Origin of the sequence: Buttiauxella sp. BIGb0471, from assembly GCF_024807715.1 — a bacterium.
Classification (GTDB): domain Bacteria; phylum Pseudomonadota; class Gammaproteobacteria; order Enterobacterales; family Enterobacteriaceae; genus Buttiauxella; species Buttiauxella agrestis.
In genome coordinates this window covers 643508-664246 of sequence record NZ_JANUEU010000003.1, presented here as the reverse complement: position 1 = coordinate 664246, position 20739 = coordinate 643508, and the positions used below count along the sequence as shown (strand labels likewise).

General features: G+C 50.4%; 17 protein-coding genes. 8 read left to right on the top strand and 9 right to left on the bottom strand.

Going from position 1 to position 20739, the window contains the following annotated elements:
• Nucleotides 1-319 precede the first annotated feature (319 nt).
• From M2371_RS13815 to msrP, 9 genes are all read right to left on the bottom strand, one after another.
• The gene (locus M2371_RS13815) at nt 320-1060 is read right to left on the bottom strand and encodes a carbonic anhydrase (protein ID WP_172893089.1); all 741 of its coding nucleotides are present in this window, start codon (nt 1058-1060) and stop codon (nt 320-322) included.
• Nucleotides 1061-1228: 168 nt separating this feature from the next.
• Entirely contained in the window at nt 1229-2110 is an 882-nt protein-coding gene (prmA, locus tag M2371_RS13810; RefSeq protein WP_034498923.1) for a 50S ribosomal protein L11 methyltransferase, read from the bottom strand.
• A gap of 11 nt (nt 2111-2121) precedes the next feature.
• Nucleotides 2122-3576 carry a sodium/pantothenate symporter gene (gene panF, locus M2371_RS13805; RefSeq protein WP_259267954.1) on the bottom strand — a complete coding sequence of 485 codons (1455 nt, stop codon included), beginning with the start codon at nt 3574-3576 and terminating at the stop codon, nt 2122-2124.
• Nucleotides 3566-3808: a YhdT family protein gene (locus tag M2371_RS13800; RefSeq protein WP_115627124.1), complete on the bottom strand. Its 243-nt coding sequence runs from the start codon at nt 3806-3808 to the stop codon at nt 3566-3568. The genes panF and M2371_RS13800 overlap by 11 nt, the downstream gene beginning before the upstream one ends.
• A gap of 116 nt (nt 3809-3924) precedes the next feature.
• Nucleotides 3925-5271: an acetyl-CoA carboxylase biotin carboxylase subunit gene (gene accC / locus M2371_RS13795; RefSeq protein WP_034498918.1), complete on the bottom strand. Its 1347-nt coding sequence runs from the start codon at nt 5269-5271 to the stop codon at nt 3925-3927.
• A gap of 10 nt (nt 5272-5281) precedes the next feature.
• Complete coding sequence (gene accB, locus M2371_RS13790) at nt 5282-5755, bottom strand: acetyl-CoA carboxylase biotin carboxyl carrier protein (protein ID WP_034498916.1); 474 nt, start codon at nt 5753-5755, stop codon at nt 5282-5284.
• Between the two features lie 21 nt (nt 5756-5776).
• Entirely contained in the window at nt 5777-6229 is a 453-nt protein-coding gene (gene aroQ / locus M2371_RS13785; RefSeq protein WP_034498914.1) for a type II 3-dehydroquinate dehydratase, read from the bottom strand.
• Nucleotides 6230-6461: 232 nt separating this feature from the next.
• On the bottom strand, nt 6462-7061 hold the full coding sequence (gene msrQ, locus M2371_RS13780; protein ID WP_172893091.1) for a protein-methionine-sulfoxide reductase heme-binding subunit MsrQ: 600 nt from the start codon (nt 7059-7061) through the stop codon (nt 6462-6464).
• A 1-nt stretch (nt 7062) separates the two neighbouring features.
• Entirely contained in the window at nt 7063-8067 is a 1005-nt protein-coding gene (gene msrP / locus M2371_RS13775) for a protein-methionine-sulfoxide reductase catalytic subunit MsrP (protein WP_259267953.1), read from the bottom strand.
• 298 nt (nt 8068-8365) lie between these two features.
• Between msrP and csrD the strand changes: the two genes are divergently transcribed.
• The 8 genes from csrD to tldD all read left to right on the top strand — a co-directional run bounded on the left by csrD (nt 8366) and on the right by tldD (nt 20680).
• On the top strand, nt 8366-10306 hold the full coding sequence (gene csrD, locus M2371_RS13770) for an RNase E specificity factor CsrD (protein WP_172893093.1): 1941 nt from the start codon (nt 8366-8368) through the stop codon (nt 10304-10306).
• Between the two features lie 308 nt (nt 10307-10614).
• Nucleotides 10615-11658 carry a rod shape-determining protein MreB gene (mreB, locus tag M2371_RS13765; protein WP_034498906.1) on the top strand — a complete coding sequence of 348 codons (1044 nt, stop codon included), beginning with the start codon at nt 10615-10617 and terminating at the stop codon, nt 11656-11658.
• Nucleotides 11659-11725: 67 nt separating this feature from the next.
• Nucleotides 11726-12751 (top strand): rod shape-determining protein MreC, encoded by a 1026-nt coding sequence (mreC, locus tag M2371_RS13760; RefSeq protein WP_115627129.1) that lies wholly within the window; start codon nt 11726-11728, stop codon nt 12749-12751.
• Nucleotides 12751-13239 carry a rod shape-determining protein MreD gene (gene mreD, locus M2371_RS13755; protein WP_034498903.1) on the top strand — a complete coding sequence of 163 codons (489 nt, stop codon included), beginning with the start codon at nt 12751-12753 and terminating at the stop codon, nt 13237-13239. The genes mreC and mreD overlap by 1 nt, the downstream gene beginning before the upstream one ends.
• An 8-nt stretch (nt 13240-13247) precedes the next feature.
• On the top strand, nt 13248-13841 hold the full coding sequence (locus M2371_RS13750; protein WP_172893094.1) for a nucleoside triphosphate pyrophosphatase: 594 nt from the start codon (nt 13248-13250) through the stop codon (nt 13839-13841).
• Nucleotides 13831-15300 (top strand): ribonuclease G, encoded by a 1470-nt coding sequence (gene rng, locus M2371_RS13745; RefSeq protein WP_034498898.1) that lies wholly within the window; start codon nt 13831-13833, stop codon nt 15298-15300. Before M2371_RS13750 ends, rng begins: the two co-directional genes overlap by 11 nt.
• 59 nt (nt 15301-15359) lie before the next feature.
• Complete coding sequence (gene yhdP, locus M2371_RS13740; RefSeq protein WP_259267952.1) at nt 15360-19160, top strand: AsmA2 domain-containing protein YhdP; 3801 nt, start codon at nt 15360-15362, stop codon at nt 19158-19160.
• A gap of 74 nt (nt 19161-19234) precedes the next feature.
• A complete protein-coding gene (gene tldD, locus M2371_RS13735; protein WP_034498895.1) occupies nt 19235-20680 on the top strand; it encodes a metalloprotease TldD in 1446 nt (481 codons plus the stop codon).
• Nucleotides 20681-20739: the final 59 nt, after the last annotated feature.

Sequence of the window (20739 nt, the reverse complement as noted above, 5' to 3'; positions counted from 1 at the left end):
CCTCAGATGAAAGGCCAAACTTTGAACAATCAGCTGTCGCAGATCAATGAATCCGCATATGGAATAACAGCCAAAACAAATTAATTATAATTATCAGCAAGTTAATTTAATTTGGTTTATTTATGCTCTTTTTGATTTTTGTGAAGCCGGGAGGCAATCTTCACCAATTTTGACCGCTATCACCCTATAAACTGCTGCTTTGTTCACCGATTTATGCATTTTTATGTGAGAGAAATCTCGTTTTTTTGCGCGAAAACGCTAACGTCAGGCGGGAGAAAAGTAAATGAAAACGGGGTAAAAAACCCCGTTAATAGACTATCTATTCAACAACCACGCGGCCATGTAAAGGCTGTACAGGACGGTTATTATCGTGATGCATCACTGAGGTGAATTGTTTCAGTTGTTGCTCAGACAGCGTCACAGGGTGTTTCATCACCAGCCAACGGACACCTTCTGAACACGGTGGCGTTGTCAGCGAGCCACTGAAACGATAGTGGCTCAAGTCAGAGGGTAACAGTTTGTTGATATCGATTTTCTGGGTGAGTTCGCCAGACTCTTCTGCTTTCGCTGGCATCGCCTGCCAAAGCTTATTCAACTCGCTGTTTGCCGCTCCGGTTTCGAACATGACTGCAACCACAGCAAGCTCCCCGTCGGCATTCTTGTGCACCAGATGCATTTCCATATCGTAATGTTTGCCATGAAGCGTGTTCTCGCTTGGCGCATGGAAATGGAGCTGCTGGAGCTGGAAAGAGACGCCATCAATCATCACGCTATCTTTCGCATTGGCTGTAAAACCTGCCTGCACCGTATGACCGTTGTTGATGATGGTGGCCGGAGAGTCAACGTAGCGGGTTTTAAGCGGGTTAACGTGCGCTTTAAGCGTATTGTCGATATCAATCGGTGATTGATTCATACCCTGCTTGCACATTTGGTTCTCTGGGCTGATTTCGCTCCAGTGCTCTGGCGAACCTTCACCTTCGTAACTCCAGTGAGAGGCCATTGCTAAAGCGGGCAGCATTCCCATTGCGAGAACTGCCAGAGTGCGCAAAGTGGTTTTCATTAATTCATTCCCTGATAAATTTTATTAAATAACGTCGTTTAACTGACACATTTGAAACGGCGCATTATAAAACTCGGCTTTCAGGAGGCAGGGGCAAAAATGGCGGGGGCGTTACATTTAGGAATAAGTGAGGAGTAAAAGTGGCCAATTGGCCACTTTTAAGGGGACTTAGCGTTTGAAGCCGGTAATTCGGCACCATTCTTCTTTTTCAGCAACAGGGTCGAGAGTGAATTTATCCTGATACGCTTCGCAGACACTTTCAGCCTGGCTTGCCAGAACTCCAGAAAGCCCAAGGAAACCGCCCTGAACCGGGAGCACGCTGATTAATGGTGCTAACTCACGTAATGGCCCTGCCAGGATGTTAGCGACCACTACGTCGGCGCTCATGGCTTCTGGTTGGTCCTTCGGCAGATACAGTTCCAGACGCTCAGAAACACCGTTGCGTTCCGCATTGTCACGGCTGGCTTGAATCGCTTGTGGATCGATGTCGATACCAATCGCATGCGCTGCACCCAATTTCAGTGCTGCGATGGCAAGAATGCCGGAGCCACAACCGAAATCAATCACGGTTTTGCCTGCTAAATCTAAGCTATCAAGCCACTCAAGGCACAACGACGTTGTTGGGTGCGTGCCTGTACCGAACGCCAGACCTGGGTCGAGCATGACATTTACAGCGTTGGCGTCGGGCACATCACGCCAGCTTGGGCAAATCCACAGGCGCTGGCCAAAACGCATTGGGTGGAAGTTATCCATCCATTCACGTTCCCAGTCTTTGTCTTCGATTTGCTCGATTTTATGGTGGAAACCAACGCTCAGCAGTGGGCAGCTTTCGAGAATGGCGACCACTTCGTTCATGTCAGCTTCAGCGTCGTACAAACCGATCACATCGGTATCGCCCCATAAACGGGTTTCGCCAGGTAATGGCTCGAATACCGGTGTGTCATGGGTATCCTGAAAGGTCACGGATACTGCGCCGCTTTCGATCAGTGCATCGCCGAGCTCTTCAGCGGTTGCGCCGGTGGTATTAATTTTCAGTTGAATCCATGGCATAGCGAAACTCTTTATTTATCAGTAGTTGGAACGAGTGCTGGGGCGGGCAGTGGCTGACCGAAACGGTTGCCTACCAGGAACGCCAGCAAACTTAGTAACAAGGATGGCACAATTGGGTGGAAGCCAAATAGCTGGATTTTGAAGCTCGCCAGCGCGGCATAAAGCCCACCGCCAATAATCATCGCGCTCAGTGCGCCGACTGCATTAGCACGCTCCCAATAGAGGCCCAAAACCAGCGGCCACAGGAACACAGCTTCGAGCCCACCAAACGCCAGTAAATTCAGCCAGATGATCATCTCTGGCGGACGCCACGCCGCAAGCAACAACAGCGCGCCAAGGATCAGCGTGATCACCGAAGACATTCTTTTCAGGCGCGTCTCGTTATGGATTTGCTCCGGGCGCATATTGAGATAAAGATCTTTGACGATCGTAGCGGATGATTGCAGCAATTGGGCATTAATTGTCGACATGATTGCCGCCATCGGTGCCGCGAGGAAAATCCCCGCAGCAAACGGCGGTAGAACTGTGACCATTAATGTTGGGATAACTAAATCCGGTACTTTCAAATCCGGTATCACTGCACGGCCTAACGCACCCGCCAAATGCATACCAAACATCAAAATCGCCACCACAATCGTGCCGAGGATAATCCCACGGTGTACAGCTTTGCTGTCTTTATAAGAGATGCAACGTACTGCCGTGTGCGGCAAGCCTATCACCCCAAAACAAACCAGGACCCAGAACGATGTCATAAATGTTGGGGACAGGATGTCATCAGCCCCCTGAGGAGACACCAGTTTCGGGTCGATACGCTGGAGCGTATCGACCGCGTTATGCAACCCACCTGCTGCGTGAACAATGCCAACCAACAGCAAAATCGTTCCAACCAGCATCACCATACCTTGCATCGCATCGTTGAGAACGCTTGCGCGGAAGCCACCAAAAGCGGTGTAAAGGGCGATACTGATGCCAAAAATTAGCAATCCCGTTTCGTAAGGAATCCCTGCAGCGGTTTCCAGTAAACGCGCACCGCCGATGAATTGAACGGTCATGGCACCGACAAAAGCCACCAGCAGGCTAATACTTGCCAGCCAGACTAATAGTCGGCTTTGGTAGCGAGCGTACAGCATGTCGTTCAGGGTCACGGCATTATAGCGACGCGCAAGAATGGCAAACTTTTTGCCCAGAATCCCCAATGATAACCACACTGCCGGGAGCTGAATCATCGCCAGTAATACCCAACCAAGGCCGTACTTATAAGCCGCCCCTGGCCCGCCAATAAAGGAACTGGCGCTGATATAGGTTGCGGTGAGCGTCATCGCTAATACGAACCCACCCATCGAACGGCTGCCGAGGAAATATTCGTTGAGGAAATTACCCGTAGTGCGGCGTTTCATGGCGTACATAGAAATGCCAAAAACCACCAGTAAATACGCCACTAGCGGCAAAATGACTTCAAGCTGCATGATCATCCTCCAACGGAATATCACGGAAGATAAACTTCACCATCGCCCAGCACAGCAAAATAAACAGCAGAGGTACCAGCAGGCATGCCATTTCAAACCAGTGCGGGAGACCGGTTGGGCCGATTTGGTTATCAGGTAAGTAAGCAGCCACTAACCATGCTGCAAGGTAGAGAAGGGTGAGCCAAAGCGCCCAGCGGGCTTCTTTATGGGCCTGAACAAAACGCGCGTCCATTATTGTCCCTTGAGTTGGCGGAAAGCGGCGATTGTAACGCATAGCGACAAATTGAGGATCAAAAAAGAAAAAGGCCGGATAACCGGCCTTTTAACGATGTAACTACTTGAGAAAACTTAGTCCTGAAGACCCAATTTTTTCTCCAGATAGTGGATGTTAGTTCCACCGTGCTGGAAGTTTTCGTCGTTCATAATGCGGGTCTGCAAATCAACGTTGGTTTTAATGCCATCGATGATCAGTTCCGCCAGGGCGTTCTTCATACGCGCGATTGCCACTTCACGAGTTTCACCGTAACAGATGAGCTTCGCGATCATTGAATCGTAGTATGGAGGAACGGTGTAGCCGGAATAGATATGCGATTCCCAACGTACACCAAAACCACCCGGCACATGGCAACGAGTAATTTTACCAGGGCTTGGCAGGAAGGTATTCGGGTCTTCGGCGTTGATACGGCATTCAACCGCATGGCCACGAACCTGAACATCTTCTTGCTTGATAGACAGTGGCTGCCCAGCTGCAATGCGAAGCTGTTCTTTAATCAAGTCAACGCCGGTGATCATTTCTGTTACCGGGTGCTCAACCTGAATACGGGTGTTCATCTCGATAAAGTAGAACTCACCGTTTTCGAACAGGAACTCGAAAGTACCCGCGCCGCGATAGTTGATATCGATACACGCTTTAGAGCAGCGCTCACCGATGAATTTACGCAGCTCAGGCGTGATGCCTGGTGCTGGCGCTTCTTCAACAACTTTCTGGTGACGACGCTGCATAGAGCAGTCACGTTCAGCCAGATAAATAGCGTTACCCTGGCCATCAGCAAGAACTTGAATCTCGATGTGGCGTGGGTTTTCGAGGTACTTCTCCATATAGACCATATCGTTGTTGAAAGCAGCTTTTGCTTCCGCACGGGTCATATTAATGGATTGTTCCAGGTCTGCATCGCCACGTACAACGCGCATACCACGACCGCCACCGCCGCCAGACGCTTTGATAATAACCGGGTAGCCGATGCGTTTCGCATGGGCACGGTTTTTATCCATATCGCCGTCCAGTGGGCCGTCAGATCCTGGTACGCATGGTACGCCAGCTTTCTTCATTGCATTGATTGCAGAAACTTTATCGCCCATCAGGCGGATAGTATCAGCACGCGGGCCAATGAAGATAAAGCCTGAGCGCTCAACTTGTTCAGCAAAGTTGGCGTTTTCAGACAGGAAGCCGTAACCCGGGTGAATCGCCACCGCGCCAGTAATTTCTGCCGCAGAGATGATTGCCGGGATATTCAGATAGCTTTTTACGGACGGAGCAGGACCGATACAAACGGTTTCATCCGCCAGCAAAACGTGTTTTAAATCGCGATCCGCAGTGGAATGCACAGCGACAGTCTTGATGCCCAGCTCTTTGCAGGCACGAAGAATACGCAGGGCAATCTCGCCACGGTTTGCGATGACAATTTTATCCAGCATGTTCGCCTCGTTACTCGATGACGACCAGCGGCTCGTCAAATTCAACCGGTTGACCATTTTCAACCAGGATGGCTTTCACCACACCGGCTTTATCAGCTTCGATCTGGTTCATCATTTTCATCGCTTCAACGATGCAAAGCGTGTCGCCAACGTTAACTTTCTGGCCAACTTCAACAAATGATTTAGCATCCGGGCTTGGGGTGCGGTAGAAAGTACCGACCATTGGGGAACGCACGATGTGACCACTGACTTCAGCAGCCGCTGGCGCTTCCATTACCGGTGTTGCGGCAGGAGCAACAGCGCCAGCCAGAGTTGGCTGCGGCTGGTACATTGGAGCTGCATAAGCCTGTTGCATCATCGGGAAACCAGCGTTTGCCGGTGCGCGACTGATACGAACAGACTCTTCGCCTTCAGAAATTTCCAGTTCGGAGATGCCTGATTCTTCAACCAGCTCGATCAGTTTTTTAATCTTACGAATATCCATGAGTGGGTTCCGTACTCTTGTTTAGATGGATTTTGACAAGCGTTTTACCGCCGTCTGTAGTGCATATGAATAGCCGTCAGCGCCTAATCCGCAGATGACACCAACCGCTTTATCAGAAAGATACGAATGATGGCGGAACGGCTCGCGTGCATGAACATTACTGAGGTGGATCTCGATAAACGGGATATCCACGGCCAGCAAGGCATCACGCAGCGCAACGCTCGTATGTGTAAACGCGGCCGGATTAATCAGAATAAAATCGACAGTGTCTTTAGCCTGATGAATTCGGTCGATCAACTCATATTCCGCATTAGATTGCAGGTGGCTGAACGAGACATTTAACGTTTTCGCTTCGTCTTCGAGCGAGTTAACAATTTGAGCTAAAGTCAGCGTGCCGTACTTCTCAGGCTCACGTGTACCCAGCATGTTAAGATTCGGACCGTTCAAAAGCAAAATGTGAAAATTAGCCGACATCGTGCTGCCATCTCCTGCAATTTGTAGGTATTTTACAAAATATACCTAAGTTGCTCGGTTGTCACCTTCAGAGCCAGAAAATGGCCTGTCAGAAAAACCAAAGTCGCACATTATAACGATTTCGTAGCAATTGGCAGCTAAATACTGGTCTTATCAGGGAAGATGATCAACTCATATCCTTTTTAAGGGACGGGTTGATCACTTTTTTGCACGGATGAGCACATATCTGGAGTTATCGCCGCCACTGTCTGAATTTCTTGTAGCGCAAGGCCAGCAGAATGAATGCGCCCAGAGCATACAGCAGTGGTTGCGGGGAAATAACCTTCACTGACCACAGATAATGAACAGGTGCGAGGATAGCGACAAGATAGACGAGGTTGTGCAGTTTTTGCCAGCGCGGACCTAACTTTCGTTGCAATGATTGGGTCGACGTTGCCGCCAATGATAACAGCACCAACCAACTGATTATTCCTAAAGTTAAATACGGGCGCGTGACCAGTTCTCTTCCAAGCAGCGACAAATTGCTAATGCCCAACTCCAGCATCGCGTAACTGGTTAAATGAAGCGATGCCCAGGCAAAGCACCATAATCCCAACAGGCGACGGGTGCGAATCAGTAGCGGTTGTTTTCCGTAGCGGGCCAGCGGTGTGACCAGGAGCGTTGCCAGCAACAATTTTAGTGCCATTCTGCCGGTAAAATGTTGGATATCTTTTGCAGGATCGGCGCTTAAAAGCCCCTGGCTTGCCGCATAAAATAGCCACAAGAACGGCAAGAAGGCGGCGAGATGCAGCACCACTTTAAGCCAGGTAATTTGCTTCGCCGTGAGTCTCACGTTAGAAGTTCTCCTTCAGATTTAAGCCGCGATACAACGAAGCGACCTGATCGGCATAGCCATTAAACAGCAGCGTCGGCTGACGTTTCACATCGAGCACACCACCAGAACCAATGAATCTTTCGCTTGCTTGCGACCAGCGCGGGTGGTCTACGTTCGGGTTAACGTTGGCATAAAATCCGTATTCGTTGGGAGCGGCCATATTCCAGGTCGTGGGCGGTAATTCGCTTACTAATTTAATGCTGACAATCGACTTAATCCCTTTGAAACCATATTTCCACGGCACGGTGAGTCGAATTGGAGCCCCGTTTTGTGGCGGGAGGGCTTTGCCATAAACACCAACCGTGAGCAATGTTAAAGGATTCATCGCTTCATCGAGGCGCAGACCCTCCACGTAGGGATATTTTAACCCGCCGCCAATAAAGCGGTCTTTTTGCCCCGGCATTTGTTCCGGATCATAAAGGGTTTCAAAGGCGACATATTTCGCCTTGCTGGTGGGTTCAACCATTGCCAGCAACTTGCTCAATGGGAAACCGATCCACGGCACCACCATCGACCAGGCTTCAACACAGCGCATGCGATAGATTCGCTGCTCCAGCGGGAATTTCTTATACAGATCGTCCAGATCGAGAGTTTGGGGTTTTGCCACTTCGCCACTAATAGTGATTTTCCACGGCTCGGTTTTGAGGCTACCGGCGTTAGCGGCGGGGTCGGCTTTATCTAACCCGAACTCATAAAAGTTATTGTATCCGGTGACTTTGTCTTCTGGTGTCATGGCGAGTTTTGATTGCCACTGCTCGGGCTGGCTAAATTGCAGCGGTTTGCCCGACGGCGCTGGTGGCCTGTCATTGCCTTTAAACCAGGAAAGAATATCGGCATGTGTCGTTTGAGGAATGGAGAGCGCGGCGGCACTGATCCCCAGCGCTTTCAGTACCTGACGGCGTTTCATCATAAAAACGGATTCGGCTGTGACATCTGCTTCGGTAAAGCGCGTGACCTTCTTCATCTTAAACTCCTGCGTTGCTTAATACGTTAAGCATGACGGAGAACGAACAACCCTGCGAATATGTCACAAAAAATTGAAAATTAGACACTCTCAGGCAACGCTGGAATCACGTTCATGGGAAAAAAATGGCTGAAGGCTATACTTGAAATCTGGTGTGTAAAGAATGCCGGGTGCAACAAAGGGTGAAAATCTGTTCACTGCGTTTGCCAGGCCAGCGCTTTTGCTATGTAATGCCGCATCAGACGAGGCCTTAGGGTGTTTTGGCAGTATATCTTCACCAAACGGAGTTAACACAAGGATGCGATTAACGACGAAACTTTCTGCTTTTATGACACTACTGACCGGCCTCGCGATTTTTGTGACGCTCGTCGGCTGTTCATTAAGCTTCTTCAATGCGATGCACTTTAAAGTTCATCAACGCGTGGTTGCGGTTGCCACCATTATTGATAACGAACTGGTTTCAAGTTCCCCGCAAGATTTGATCAAACGCCTCAACGAAGTGATGGTCCCCATTGATATCACCGAGGTCGATTTCAAAATAGGCGATAACACCGTTTATCAACATCAACTGGCCCAAACCTATAGCTTGTTGGGAAACAGCTACAGTTTTCGCACCGTGACCGTTGAATTAATGAAGCATCCAGGGATGTTTCTGAGCCTGACATATCGCGACCCAGTTGCGAATTACTACAACTCTTTATTCACGACAGTCCCCCTTTCTATCACGGTCGGCTTCATGCTAATCGTGTTGTTCTTTGCTATTCGCTGGATGAAAAAGCAACTCGCCGGGCAAGAGTTACTGGAGGATAGGGCACGCCGTATCCTCAACGGTGAGCGCGGCGTTGGGGCGCGTGGTTCGGTGCTGGAATGGCCGCCTCAAGCCAGCAGCGCACTCGATTTGCTGCTATCCGATCTACAGAATGCCAGCGATCAACGGAGCAGAATGGATACATTAATTCGTGCTTTCGCCGCCCAGGATGCGAAAACTGGCCTGAACAATCGTCTGTTTTTTGATAACCAACTGGCCACTTTACTTGATGAGCAAGAACAAGTTGGTGCGCACGGGGTGGTGATGATCATTCGTTTGCCGGACTTCGATACCTTGCATGAAACGTGGGGGCGAAGTGCAGTAGAAGAATATTTGTTTACCATTATTAATATGCTATCGACATTTGTGATGCGCTATCCGGGTGCTTTGCTGGCACGCTACTTCCGCAGCGACTTTGCCGTTCTGTTACCGCATCGCACATTAAAAGAAGCCGATAGCATTGCCAGCCAGCTGTTAAAAGCCGTTGATTCGTTACCGCCGACACGGATGCTCGATCGTAATGACATGATGCACATCGGTATTTGCGCATGGCGTAGCGGGCAAACCAAAGAGCAAGTGATGGAGAATGCAGAGGTGGCGACGCGAAACGCTTCCTTGCAGGGAACCAACGGTTGGTCGGTGTATGACGATACTTTGCCTGAAAAAGGGCGCGGCAACGTTAAATGGCGTACGCTCATTGAGCAAGTCTTGCAGCGTGGTGGCCCACGATTTTATCAAAAGCCGTCGGTCAAGCGCGATGGCTATGTGCACCACCGTGAAATCATGTGTCGAATTTTCGACGGCGAGCAAGAAGTGCTGGCGGCGGAATATTTGCCGATGGTGAAACAGTTTGGTTTATCGGAGCAATATGACCGACAAACCATTGCACGTTTGTTACCGTTAGCCGGTTTCTGGCCAGAGGAAACGCTGGCAATTCAGGTCTCTGTCGAATCATTAATTCGCGTGCCCTTCCAGCGTTGGCTGCGTGATGCACTGATGCAGTCAGAAAAATCTTTACGCCGACGTATTCTTTTTGAACTTGCAGAGGCAGATGTTTGTCAACACATCAGCCGTTTACAACCTGTAGTTCGTTTAATCAAAGCGCTGGGAGCCAGAATTGCTGTGTCTCAGGCCGGTTTGACCGTAGTCGGTACGTCTTATATTAAAGAGTTGGATGTGGAGTTGATAAAACTGCACCCAGGGCTTGTGAGAAACATTGAGAAACGAACCGAAAATCAGCTGTTTGTTCAAAGCCTGGTGGAGGCATGTAACGGGACTCAGACGCAAGTTTTTGCGGTGGGAGTAAGAACTCGAAGTGAATGGCAGACACTGGTGGAGAAAGGCGTGACGGGTGCTCAGGGCGATTTTTTTGCCGCCTCACAACCCCTCGATAGCAACGTGAAAAAATATTCGCAAAGATATTCGGTTTAACCTGCCGTTTATAAATATTTCACGTAGAATAACGCGCGCTGCATCTCAAGGGGGCGAATACGCCTGCTGACCAGATTGTTGAAGCACGAAATGAACCCAGTTTGCTTCCTTGCACTGTTCGTTTAACCTACAGCGTTTGTTTATTTCCTCTGCATTTTGGGGATAAACGTGTCGAAGGTGTAACAGTCGTAGTAAACTGCACAATTTTTCACCATTGCAGAACATTTTTGCGCCTTGTCGCTGCAATGAGTGGTTGGTAAAGTAAGCGGATTTTGTTTCCGCCCCAGCTTTCAGGATTATCCCTTAGTATGTTGAAAAAATTTCGTGGCATGTTTTCCAATGACCTGTCCATTGACCTGGGTACCGCGAATACCCTGATTTATGTAAAAGGACAAGGCATCGTACTGAATGAGCCATCGGTCGTGGCCATTCGCCAGGATCGTGCCGGTTCACCTAAAAGTGTTGCGGCCGTAGGCCATGATGCTAAACAGATGCTGGGTCGTACCCCTGGCAATATCGCAGCTATCCGTCCGATGAAAGATGGCGTTATCGCCGATTTCTTCGTGACCGAAAAAATGCTGCAACACTTCATTAAACAAGTGCATAGCAATAGCTTTATGCGCCCAAGCCCACGCGTTCTTGTGTGTGTGCCAGTCGGTGCAACCCAGGTTGAGCGTCGTGCAATCCGTGAATCCGCTCAAGGCGCTGGTGCTCGTGAAGTCTTCTTGATTGAAGAGCCAATGGCTGCGGCTATCGGTGCTGGCCTGCCAGTTTCTGAAGCAACCGGTTCTATGGTTGTGGATATCGGTGGTGGTACAACTGAAGTTGCCGTTATCTCTCTGAATGGCGTGGTTTACTCCTCTTCCGTGCGTATTGGTGGTGACCGCTTTGATGAAGCCATCATTAATTATGTGCGCCGTAACTACGGTTCACTGATTGGTGAAGCAACCGCTGAACGTATCAAACACGAAATCGGTTCTGCTTACCCAGGCGATGAAGTGCTTGAAATCGAAGTGCGTGGTCGTAACCTGGCGGAGGGTGTTCCACGTGGCTTTACCCTGAATTCCAATGAAATCCTCGAAGCCCTGCAAGAGCCATTGACGGGGATCGTGAGTGCGGTGATGGTTGCACTGGAGCAGTGTCCACCAGAACTGGCGTCCGATATCTCTGAGCGCGGTATGGTTCTGACCGGTGGCGGCGCATTGCTGCGTAACCTCGACCGTCTGCTGATGGAAGAAACAGGCATTCCGGTAGTAGTTGCAGAAGATCCATTGACTTGCGTAGCCCGTGGCGGCGGCAAGGCACTGGAGATGATCGACATGCACGGCGGCGACTTGTTCAGCGAAGAGTAATCAGCCGCACGTAAGGGGCAGTCATCAAGACTGCCCTTTCTTGCTGGCCCTGGAATACGCATAGCCTATGAAGCCAATTTTTAGCCGTGGCCCTTCGTTACAGTTTCGCCTTATTCTGGCGGTGCTGGTGGCGATTGGTGTAATGATTGCCGATAGTCGCCTGGGTACGTTCAGTCAGATTCGAACGTATATGGATACTGCCGTCAGCCCTTTCTATTTTGTCTCAAATGGTCCCCGTGAATTGCTCGACAGCGTCTCGCAAACACTGGCATCACGCGACCAGCTAGAACTCGAAAATCGTGCACTGCGTCAGGAGTTGATCCTGAAAAACAGCGAATTACTGATGATGGGTCAATATCGTCAGGAAAACGCACGCCTGCGCGAACTGCTTGGATCACCGTTGCGTCAGGACGAGCAAAAAATGGTGACACAGGTTATTTCAACCGTTAACGATCCTTACAGTGACCAGGTGGTTATTGATAAAGGCAGCGTCAACGGAGTTTATGAAGGCCAACCTGTCATTAGTGATAAAGGCGTTGTTGGGCAGGTTGTCGCGGTAGCGAAACTCACCAGCCGCGTTTTGCTGATCTGCGATGCGACCCATGCGCTGCCCATTCAGGTTCTGCGTAATGATATTCGTATTATTGCGGCGGGTAACGGCTGCACTGACGATCTGCAACTGGAACATTTGCCGGCAAACACTGACATCCGCGTAGGCGATGTGTTGGTGACGTCGGGCTTGGGTGGTCGTTTCCCGGAAGGTTATCCGGTGGGTGTCGTTTCTTCGGTGAAACTGGATACTCAACGTGCTTACACCGTGATTCAGGCACGCCCAACCGCTGGCCTGCAACGTCTGCGTTATCTGTTGCTGTTATGGGGCGCGGATCGCGAAGGGAAAACCCCGATGCCACCGGATGAAGTGCATCGTGTTGCCAATGAGCGTTTGATGCAAATGATGCCGCAGGTTTTACCTCCGGCTGATTCTGTTGGCCCGCCAGCTCCGGCTCCTGTACCACCTCCGGCAACGGGAGTGGTACAGACTCCTGCGGTGAACTCTGGTTCTCCTGCTCCTGCGACTCAGGGAGGGCAGTAGTGGGAAGTTACCGTAGCCAGGGGCGTTGGGTAATCTGGCTCTCTTTCCTTATCGCCTTGCTATTACAAGTAATGCCCTGGCCTGACGATTTGAAAGTCTATCGTCCGGACTGGGTTTTACTGATCCTGCTGTACTGGATATTGGCATTGCCGCACCGCGTAAATGTGGGCACAGGTTTTGTGGTGGGTGCCATACTGGATCTGATCAGTGGTTCCACCCTTGGCGTGCGGGCGTTGTCTCTGAGCATCGTTGCTTATCTGGTGGCGTTGAAATATCAGCTATTCCGTAATCTGGCGCTTTGGCAACAGGCTCTGGTCGTTATGCTGTTGTCGCTGATGACGGATGTCATTGTTTTCTGGTCTGAATTTTTAGTCATCAACGTCTCTTTCCGTCCGGAAATCTTCTGGAGTAGCGTCGTAAATGGTGTGCTCTGGCCATGGATTTTCTTGCTGATGCGTAAAATTCGCCAACAATTTGCTGTGCAATAGGATTTAACATGACATCTTTGTATCTTGCATCGGGTTCCCCACGTCGTCAGGAGCTTCTGACGCAGTTGGGCGTCTCATTTGAGCGCATTATTACCGATGTTGAAGAACAACGACTTAATCATGAAAGCGCGCAACAATATGTTGTACGCCTGGCGCGTGATAAAGCGCGTGCGGGCGTGGCGCTTGCACCCCGTGATTTACCGGTTTTGGGTGCAGATACTATTGTTATCTACAACGGCAACGTGCTGGAAAAGCCTAAAGATGAACAAGATGCAGTTGCAATGCTGCGAATGTTGTCCGGCAACCAGCATCAAGTCATGACGGCTGTAGCGCTGGCAGATAGTGAATCGTTGCTGGATTGTCTGGTGACGACTGAAGTGACATTTCGTGCATTATCAGAACAAGATATCGCCGGTTACGTTGCCAGCGGTGAACCTATGGATAAAGCAGGTGCATACGGTATTCAAGGGCTTGGTGGCTGTTTTGTCAGGAAGATTAATGGCAGCTATCATGCAGTAGTCGGCTTACCGCTAGTTGAAACCTATGAATTGCTGAGTAATTTTCACGCATTGCGTGATGGACGAGGAAAACATGACGGCTGAATTATTAGTCAACGTGACCCCATCGGAAACTCGGGTGGCTTACATTGATGGTGGAATACTGCAAGAGATTCATATTGAACGCGAAGCTCGTCGCGGGATCGTAGGGAATATCTACAAAGGTCGTGTTAGCCGGGTGCTTCCGGGGATGCAGGCGGCATTTGTAGATATTGGCCTTGATAAGGCAGCGTTTCTCCACGCTTCTGACATCATGCCGCATACCGAATGTGTGGCAGGTGAAGAGCGAAAAAACTTCACAGTACGTGACATCTCAGAATTAGTTCGTCAGGGCCAGGATTTAATGGTGCAAGTGGTGAAAGACCCGCTGGGCACCAAAGGCGCGCGTCTGACAACTGACATCACGCTGCCATCCCGCTATTTGGTCTTTATGCCGGGCGCGTCACACGTGGGGGTTTCTCAGCGTATTGAAAGTGAAGCCGAACGTGAGCGCCTGAAGCGCGTCGTTAATGCCTATTGCGACGAACAAGGCGGATTCATTATTCGTACCGCGGCTGAAGGCGTTTGTGAAGACGATTTAGCGTCAGATGCAGCCTATCTCAAGCGTGTCTGGACTAAAGTCAGCGAGCGCAAAAAGCGTAACAAAACCCGCTGCCAGCTTTACGGTGAATTGGCGCTGGCACAGCGTGTGCTGCGTGATTTTGCCGATGCGGCACTCGACCGTATTCGCGTCGACTCCCGTCTGACTTACGACATGTTGCTGGAATTCACCGCAGAATACATGCCGGAAATGCACGAAAAAATCGAACACTACAGCGGTCGTCAGCCTATTTTTGACTTGTTTGACGTTGAGAACGAAATTCAGCGCGCGCTGGAACGTAAGGTCGAGCTGAAATCTGGCGGCTATTTAGTGATTGATCAAACGGAAGCGATGACCACCGTTGATATCAACACCGGCGCTTTTGTCGGCCATCGTAATCTTGACGATACTATTTTCAACACCAACATCGAAGCGACTCAGGCGATTGCCCGCCAGTTACGTTTGCGTAATCTGGGCGGCATTATCATTATTGATTTCATTGATATGAGTAATGAAGACCATCGCCGACGTGTGCTGCATTCGCTCGAACAGGCGCTGAGTAAAGACCGGGTCAAAACCAGTATTAATGGTTTCTCACAGCTTGGTCTGGTTGAAATGACGCGCAAACGCACTCGTGAAAGCGTTGAACATGTGCTTTGCAATGACTGTCCAACCTGCCATGGGCGCGGCACCGTGAAAACGGTCGAGACAGTCTGCTATGAAATTATGCGTGAAATCGTGCGTGTGCATCATGCTTATGATTCCGATCGTTTCCTGGTTTATGCATCACCTGCGGTAGGGGAAGCGCTGAAAAGCGAAGAGTCCCATTCGCTGGCAGAAGTGGAAATTTTTGTCGGTAAACAAGTCAAAGTGCAGATCGAGCCGCTCTATAATCAGGAGCAGTTCGACGTTGTTATGATGTAACTCGCTGCACGGATAGTGCAGTTTTGAGTTCCGCCCCGGCGGTAGATAAGGAGATATACGTGAGGCGACTGCCCGGCATTTTGCTATTCACTGGCGCTACGCTTATCGTTATCGTCGCACTGCTGGTGAGTGGTCTGCGGCTGGTTTTGCCGCATCTCGATGCCTGGCGGCCAGCGCTACTCGATAAAATCGAAGCCATGACAGGCACGCCTGTCGATGCCAGCCAGATAAAAGCAAGCTGGGAGAATTACGGCCCAACGCTCGATGTGCGCGATATCAAAGCGGGCCTGAAAGACGGCGGCGAAATGAGCGTAAAACGCGTCACGTTAGCGCTCGATCTCTGGCAAAGCCTGCTGCATGCGCGTTGGCAATTTCGCGATCTCACTTTTTATCAATTGCAGCTGCGCACCAACACGCCGCTGAGCCAAAACAAAAGCGACAGTAAATTCGAACCAGGCCAAATCAGCGATCTCTTTTTACGCCAGTTCGATCACTTTGATCTGCGTGACAGCTCGCTGAGTTTCTTGACCCTTTCCGGCCAACGCGCCGAACTCGCTATCCCACAACTCACCTGGCTTAACACAAAAAATCGCCACCGCGCAGAAGGGCTTGTGAGCTTGTCTAGCTTTACCGGTCAACATGGCCTGGCAAAAGTGCGCATGGATTTGCGTGACGAAAACGGTTTGCTGAATATTGGCAAGGTCTGGTTGCAGGCTGATAACGTCGACGTGAAACCGTGGCTTGGCCGCTGGATGAAAGATAATGTCGATTTGCAAACCGCTGAATTCACTCTTGAAGCCTGGATGGATATCAAAGATGGAGACATTTCCGGGGGCAACGTCTGGCTGAAACAAGGCGGCGCAAGTTGGGCGGGGAAAAGCACTTCGCATCAGTTGTCTGTTGATAATTTAATGGCCCACGTTAATCGTTCTGACGCGGGTTGGAACCTTGCTGTTCCCTCCACCAATATCACGCTTGATGGTAAAACCTGGCCAAAAGGCTCGCTCGCCCTGGCGTGGATTGCTCCACAAAATGTCGGTGGGAAAGAAAGCACTCGCAGTGACGAATTGCGCCTTCGTGCAACAAACATGGAACTGGAAAGTTTCACCGGATTGCTGCCTATCGCTGAGAAAATTTCACCAGACCTGGGCGAGATTTGGACCACTCTGAAACCGCGCGGACATATAGACGTGCTTGCGGTTGATATTCCTCTCCAGCAAACCGAAAACACGCGTATGCAAGGGCGCTGGAAAGAGGTCAGTTGGAATCAATGGAAGATGTTACCGGGCGTTGAGCATTTCTCCGGCTCGATTACAGGAAGCGTTGGTCACGGGCAACTGAATGCGCAGGTTCTGGATGCCAAAATGCCCTATGAAGGTGTGTTCCGCGCACCGCTGGAAATTGAACGTGGTGTCGCAACCCTTGAATGGCAGAAAAATGTCGAAGGTTTTCAGCTTGATGGTAAAAACCTTGATGTTAAAGCACGCTCGGTTTGGGCTGCGGGAGATTTCCGTTATTACCAGCCGAAGGATGGCGATCCTTGGTTAGGCATTCTGGCTGGAATCAGCACGCATAATGGCGCAGATGCCTGGCGTTACTTCCCTGAGAACCTGATGGGCAAAGAGCTGGTGGATTACCTCAGCGGCGCGATTCAGGGTGGCGAGGCGGATAATGCGACGCTGGTCTACGGCGGCAACCCGCATCTTTTCCCTTACCTGCACAACGAAGGCCAGTTTGAAGTCTACGTTCCACTGCGTAATGCAAAGTTTGCCTTCCAGCCGGACTGGCCTGCATTAGAAAATCTGAATATCACTCTCGATTTCATTAACGACGGTCTGTGGATGAAATCTGATGAAGTGAAACTGGGCGGCGTGACCGGGCGTAACCTTACGGCGATTATTCCGGATTACTCTAAAGAAAAGCTGTTGATTGATTCTGATATCAGCGGCCCAGGGAGTGCGGTTGGCCCGTACTTCAAAGACACGCCTCTTAAAGATTCGTTATCAGCCGCTCTTGATGAACTCCAGATTGGAGGCGATGTGAATGCTCGCTTACATCTGGATATTCCGCTTGATGGCACCATGACAACGGCAAAAGGCGATGTTCAGCTCAACAACAATACTTTGTTGATAAAACCGCTATCCAGCACCTTGAGCAATCTGACGGGTAAGTTCAGCTTTGTGAATGGCGATTTGAACAGCGAACCGCTGAAAGCGACGTGGTTTAATCAGCCTGTAACCATTGATTTTAATACCAAAACTGGTGATAAGGATTACCTGATTGGTGTTAATTTGCTGGGCGACTGGCAGCCAACAAAAATGGGCATTTTGCCTGAGCCTATCAATAAAGAGTTGAGCGGTAACATTCCATGGAAAGGTGATGTTGCGATAAAACTCCCTTACCGTGGTCAGACAACTTATCAGGTCAATGTCGATGCGGATCTGAAAAATGTAAGTAGTCACTTACCTGCACCTGTCGATAAAGCCGCGGGTCAGCCTCAGCCGTTGAAAGTCGCGGTAAAAGGCGACCTGAATAGCTTTAATCTGACCGGTAGTGCTGGTGCAAAAAATCATTTTTCCAGCCGTTGGTTGCTTAGTAAGAAGCTAACGCTTGATCGGGCTATATGGGCTTCAAATAGCCAGACCACTCCGCCTTTGCCTGAGAACTCGGGGCTGGAACTTGATCTCCCTGCAATGAACGGTGCGCAGTGGCTGGCGCTGTTTAGCCAGGGAGCTGCTGATAGCGTCGGTAATTCAGCGTCATTCCCGACGAATGTCACCTTGCGAACCCCATCTTTGACGCTTGGCGGCCAGCAGTGGAACAACCTGAGTCTGGTTTCCCATGCAATACCGGGTGGCACACGTGTTGAAGCACAAGGCCGTGAAGTGAATGGCTCTCTGACGATGCAAGATAATGCACCGTGGCGGGCAGCCATCAAGTATCTCTATTTCAACCCTGACTGGAATAGCGGCTCCACGAAATCAGCCAGTCATCCACTCCTTGATGAACGTGGTTCAATTGATTTCCGGTCCTGGCCTGATGTGCAACTGCGTTGCGCTGAATGCTGGCTAATGGGGCAAAAATTTGGACGCATGGAAGCTGACTTTGCGTTCAAAGGAAACACCCTGGAATTAGATAATGGTTTAGTGGACACCGGATTTGCGAGGCTAACCGGCACCGGGCAATGGGTTAATAGCCCGGCTGAAGAACGTACCTCTATAAAAGGTAAACTTCATGGCGGCAAACTGGATGCAGCGACTAACTTCTTCGGCGTTAAAACACCGATTCAAGGTTCGTCGTTCGACGTAGATTATGATTTGCACTGGCGAGATAAACCCTGGCAGCCTGATGTGGCGACATTAAACGGTATCCTGCACGCCAAATTAGGCAAGGGTCAGATTGCAGACCTCGGCACGGGGCATGCCGGGCAATTATTGCGTCTGGTCAGTGTCGATGCGTTGATGCGCAAACTGCGTTTTGACTTCAGCGATACTTTCGGAGATGGCTTCTACTTCGACTCGATTCGCAGCACGGCGTGGATTAAAGACGGTCAGTTACACAGCGACGATACGCTGGTGGATGGCCTGGAAGCGGATATCGGCTTGAAAGGTTCTGTGGATTTGGTTCGACGCCGTCTTGATGTCGAAGCGGTTGTGGCACCGGAAATTTCCGCGACTGTCGGCGTTGCGACTGCCTTTGTGGTTAACCCAATTATCGGGGCTGCTGTGTTTGCTGCCAGTAAAGTGTTGGGGCCGCTGTGGAGCAAAATCTCCGTGCTGCGCTACCACATCACCGGTCCAGTAGACCAACCGCAAATCAATGAAGTGCTTCGCCAGCCAAGGGTTAACGACGCTAAGTGATTTGACGCGGACGGCTAATTGCCGCAAGCTCAATAGATATCTCCAATCGATAGACAAATAAGAGTAGCGAAACGATGAGTCTGAACCTGGTAAGTGAGCAGTTGCTGTCTGCGAATGGCTTAACCCATCAAGATCTTTTTTCCATTTTGGGACAATTGTCCGAGCGTCGTCTCGACTATGGCGATCTCTATTTCCAGTCCAGTTATCACGAATCCTGGGTGCTGGAAGACCGCATCATTAAAGATGGCTCTTATAACATCGATCAAGGTGTTGGCGTGCGTGCCGTTAGCGGTGAGAAAACCGGTTTTGCTTATGCCGACCAGGTCAGTCTTTTAGCGCTTGAACAGAGTGCTCATGCTGCACGAAGCATTGTGCAGGAAAAAGGGAATGGTCGTGTCCAGACTTTAGGTGCGGTGCAACATAGCGCGCTTTATACCAGTGCAGATCCGCTGCAAAGCATGACGCGTGAAGAGAAGCTCGACATCCTGAAACGTGTTGATAGCGTGGCTCGTGCGGCAGATAAACGCGTTCAGGAAGTCACGGCCAGCCTGACTGGCGTCTATGAATTGATTCTGGTGGCGGCAACTGACGGTACTCTGGCGGCAGATGTTCGCCCTTTGGTACGACTTTCTGTCAGTGTTCAGGTTGAAGATAATGGCAAACGCGAGCGCGGTTCTAGCGGCGGCGGTGGTCGTTTCGGTTATGAGTTTTTCCTTGAAACCATTGATGGCGAAGTTCGCGCTGATGCCTGGGCGAAAGAAGCTGTGCGCATGGCGCTGGTGACTCTTTCTGCCGTTGCAGCTCCAGCGGGCATGTTCCCGGTGGTACTTGGCGCAGGTTGGCCTGGCGTTCTGCTGCATGAGGCGGTAGGCCACGGTTTAGAAGGTGATTTTAACCGTCGCGGGACTTCCGTATTCAGCGGTCAGATGGGCCAGTTGGTTGCTTCTGAACTGTGTACCGTTGTTGATGATGGCACCATGGCAAACCGCCGTGGTTCAGTCGCCATTGACGACGAAGGCGTTCCGGGTCAATACAATGTGTTGATTGAAAACGGCGTGCTGAAAGGCTACATGCAGGACAAACTCAATGCTCGCCTGATGGGTGTTGCGCCAACGGGGAATGGCCGTCGCGAATCTTATGCGCACTTGCCAATGCCGCGCATGACTAACACCTACATGCTGGCAGGTAAGTCGACGCCGCAAGAGATCATTGAATCCGTGGAATACGGTATTTATGCCCCGAACTTTGGTGGCGGGCAGGTTGATATCACATCCGGTAAGTTTGTGTTCTCAACATCCGAAGCGTATCTCATTGAAAATGGCAAAGTCACAACGCCAGTTAAAGGTGCAACGCTGATTGGCTCCGGCATCGAAACCATGCAGCAGATTTCGATGGTCGGTAATGACCTGGCACTGGATAACGGCGTCGGTGTGTGCGGCAAAGAAGGGCAGAGTTTGCCTGTCGGTGTCGGCCAGCCAACGCTTAAAGTCGATAACCTGACGGTTGGCGGCACAGCGTAATACTCTACTTTCGATAGTCATAAACAGCCGGGTTAATCCCGGCTGTTTTATTTTCAATA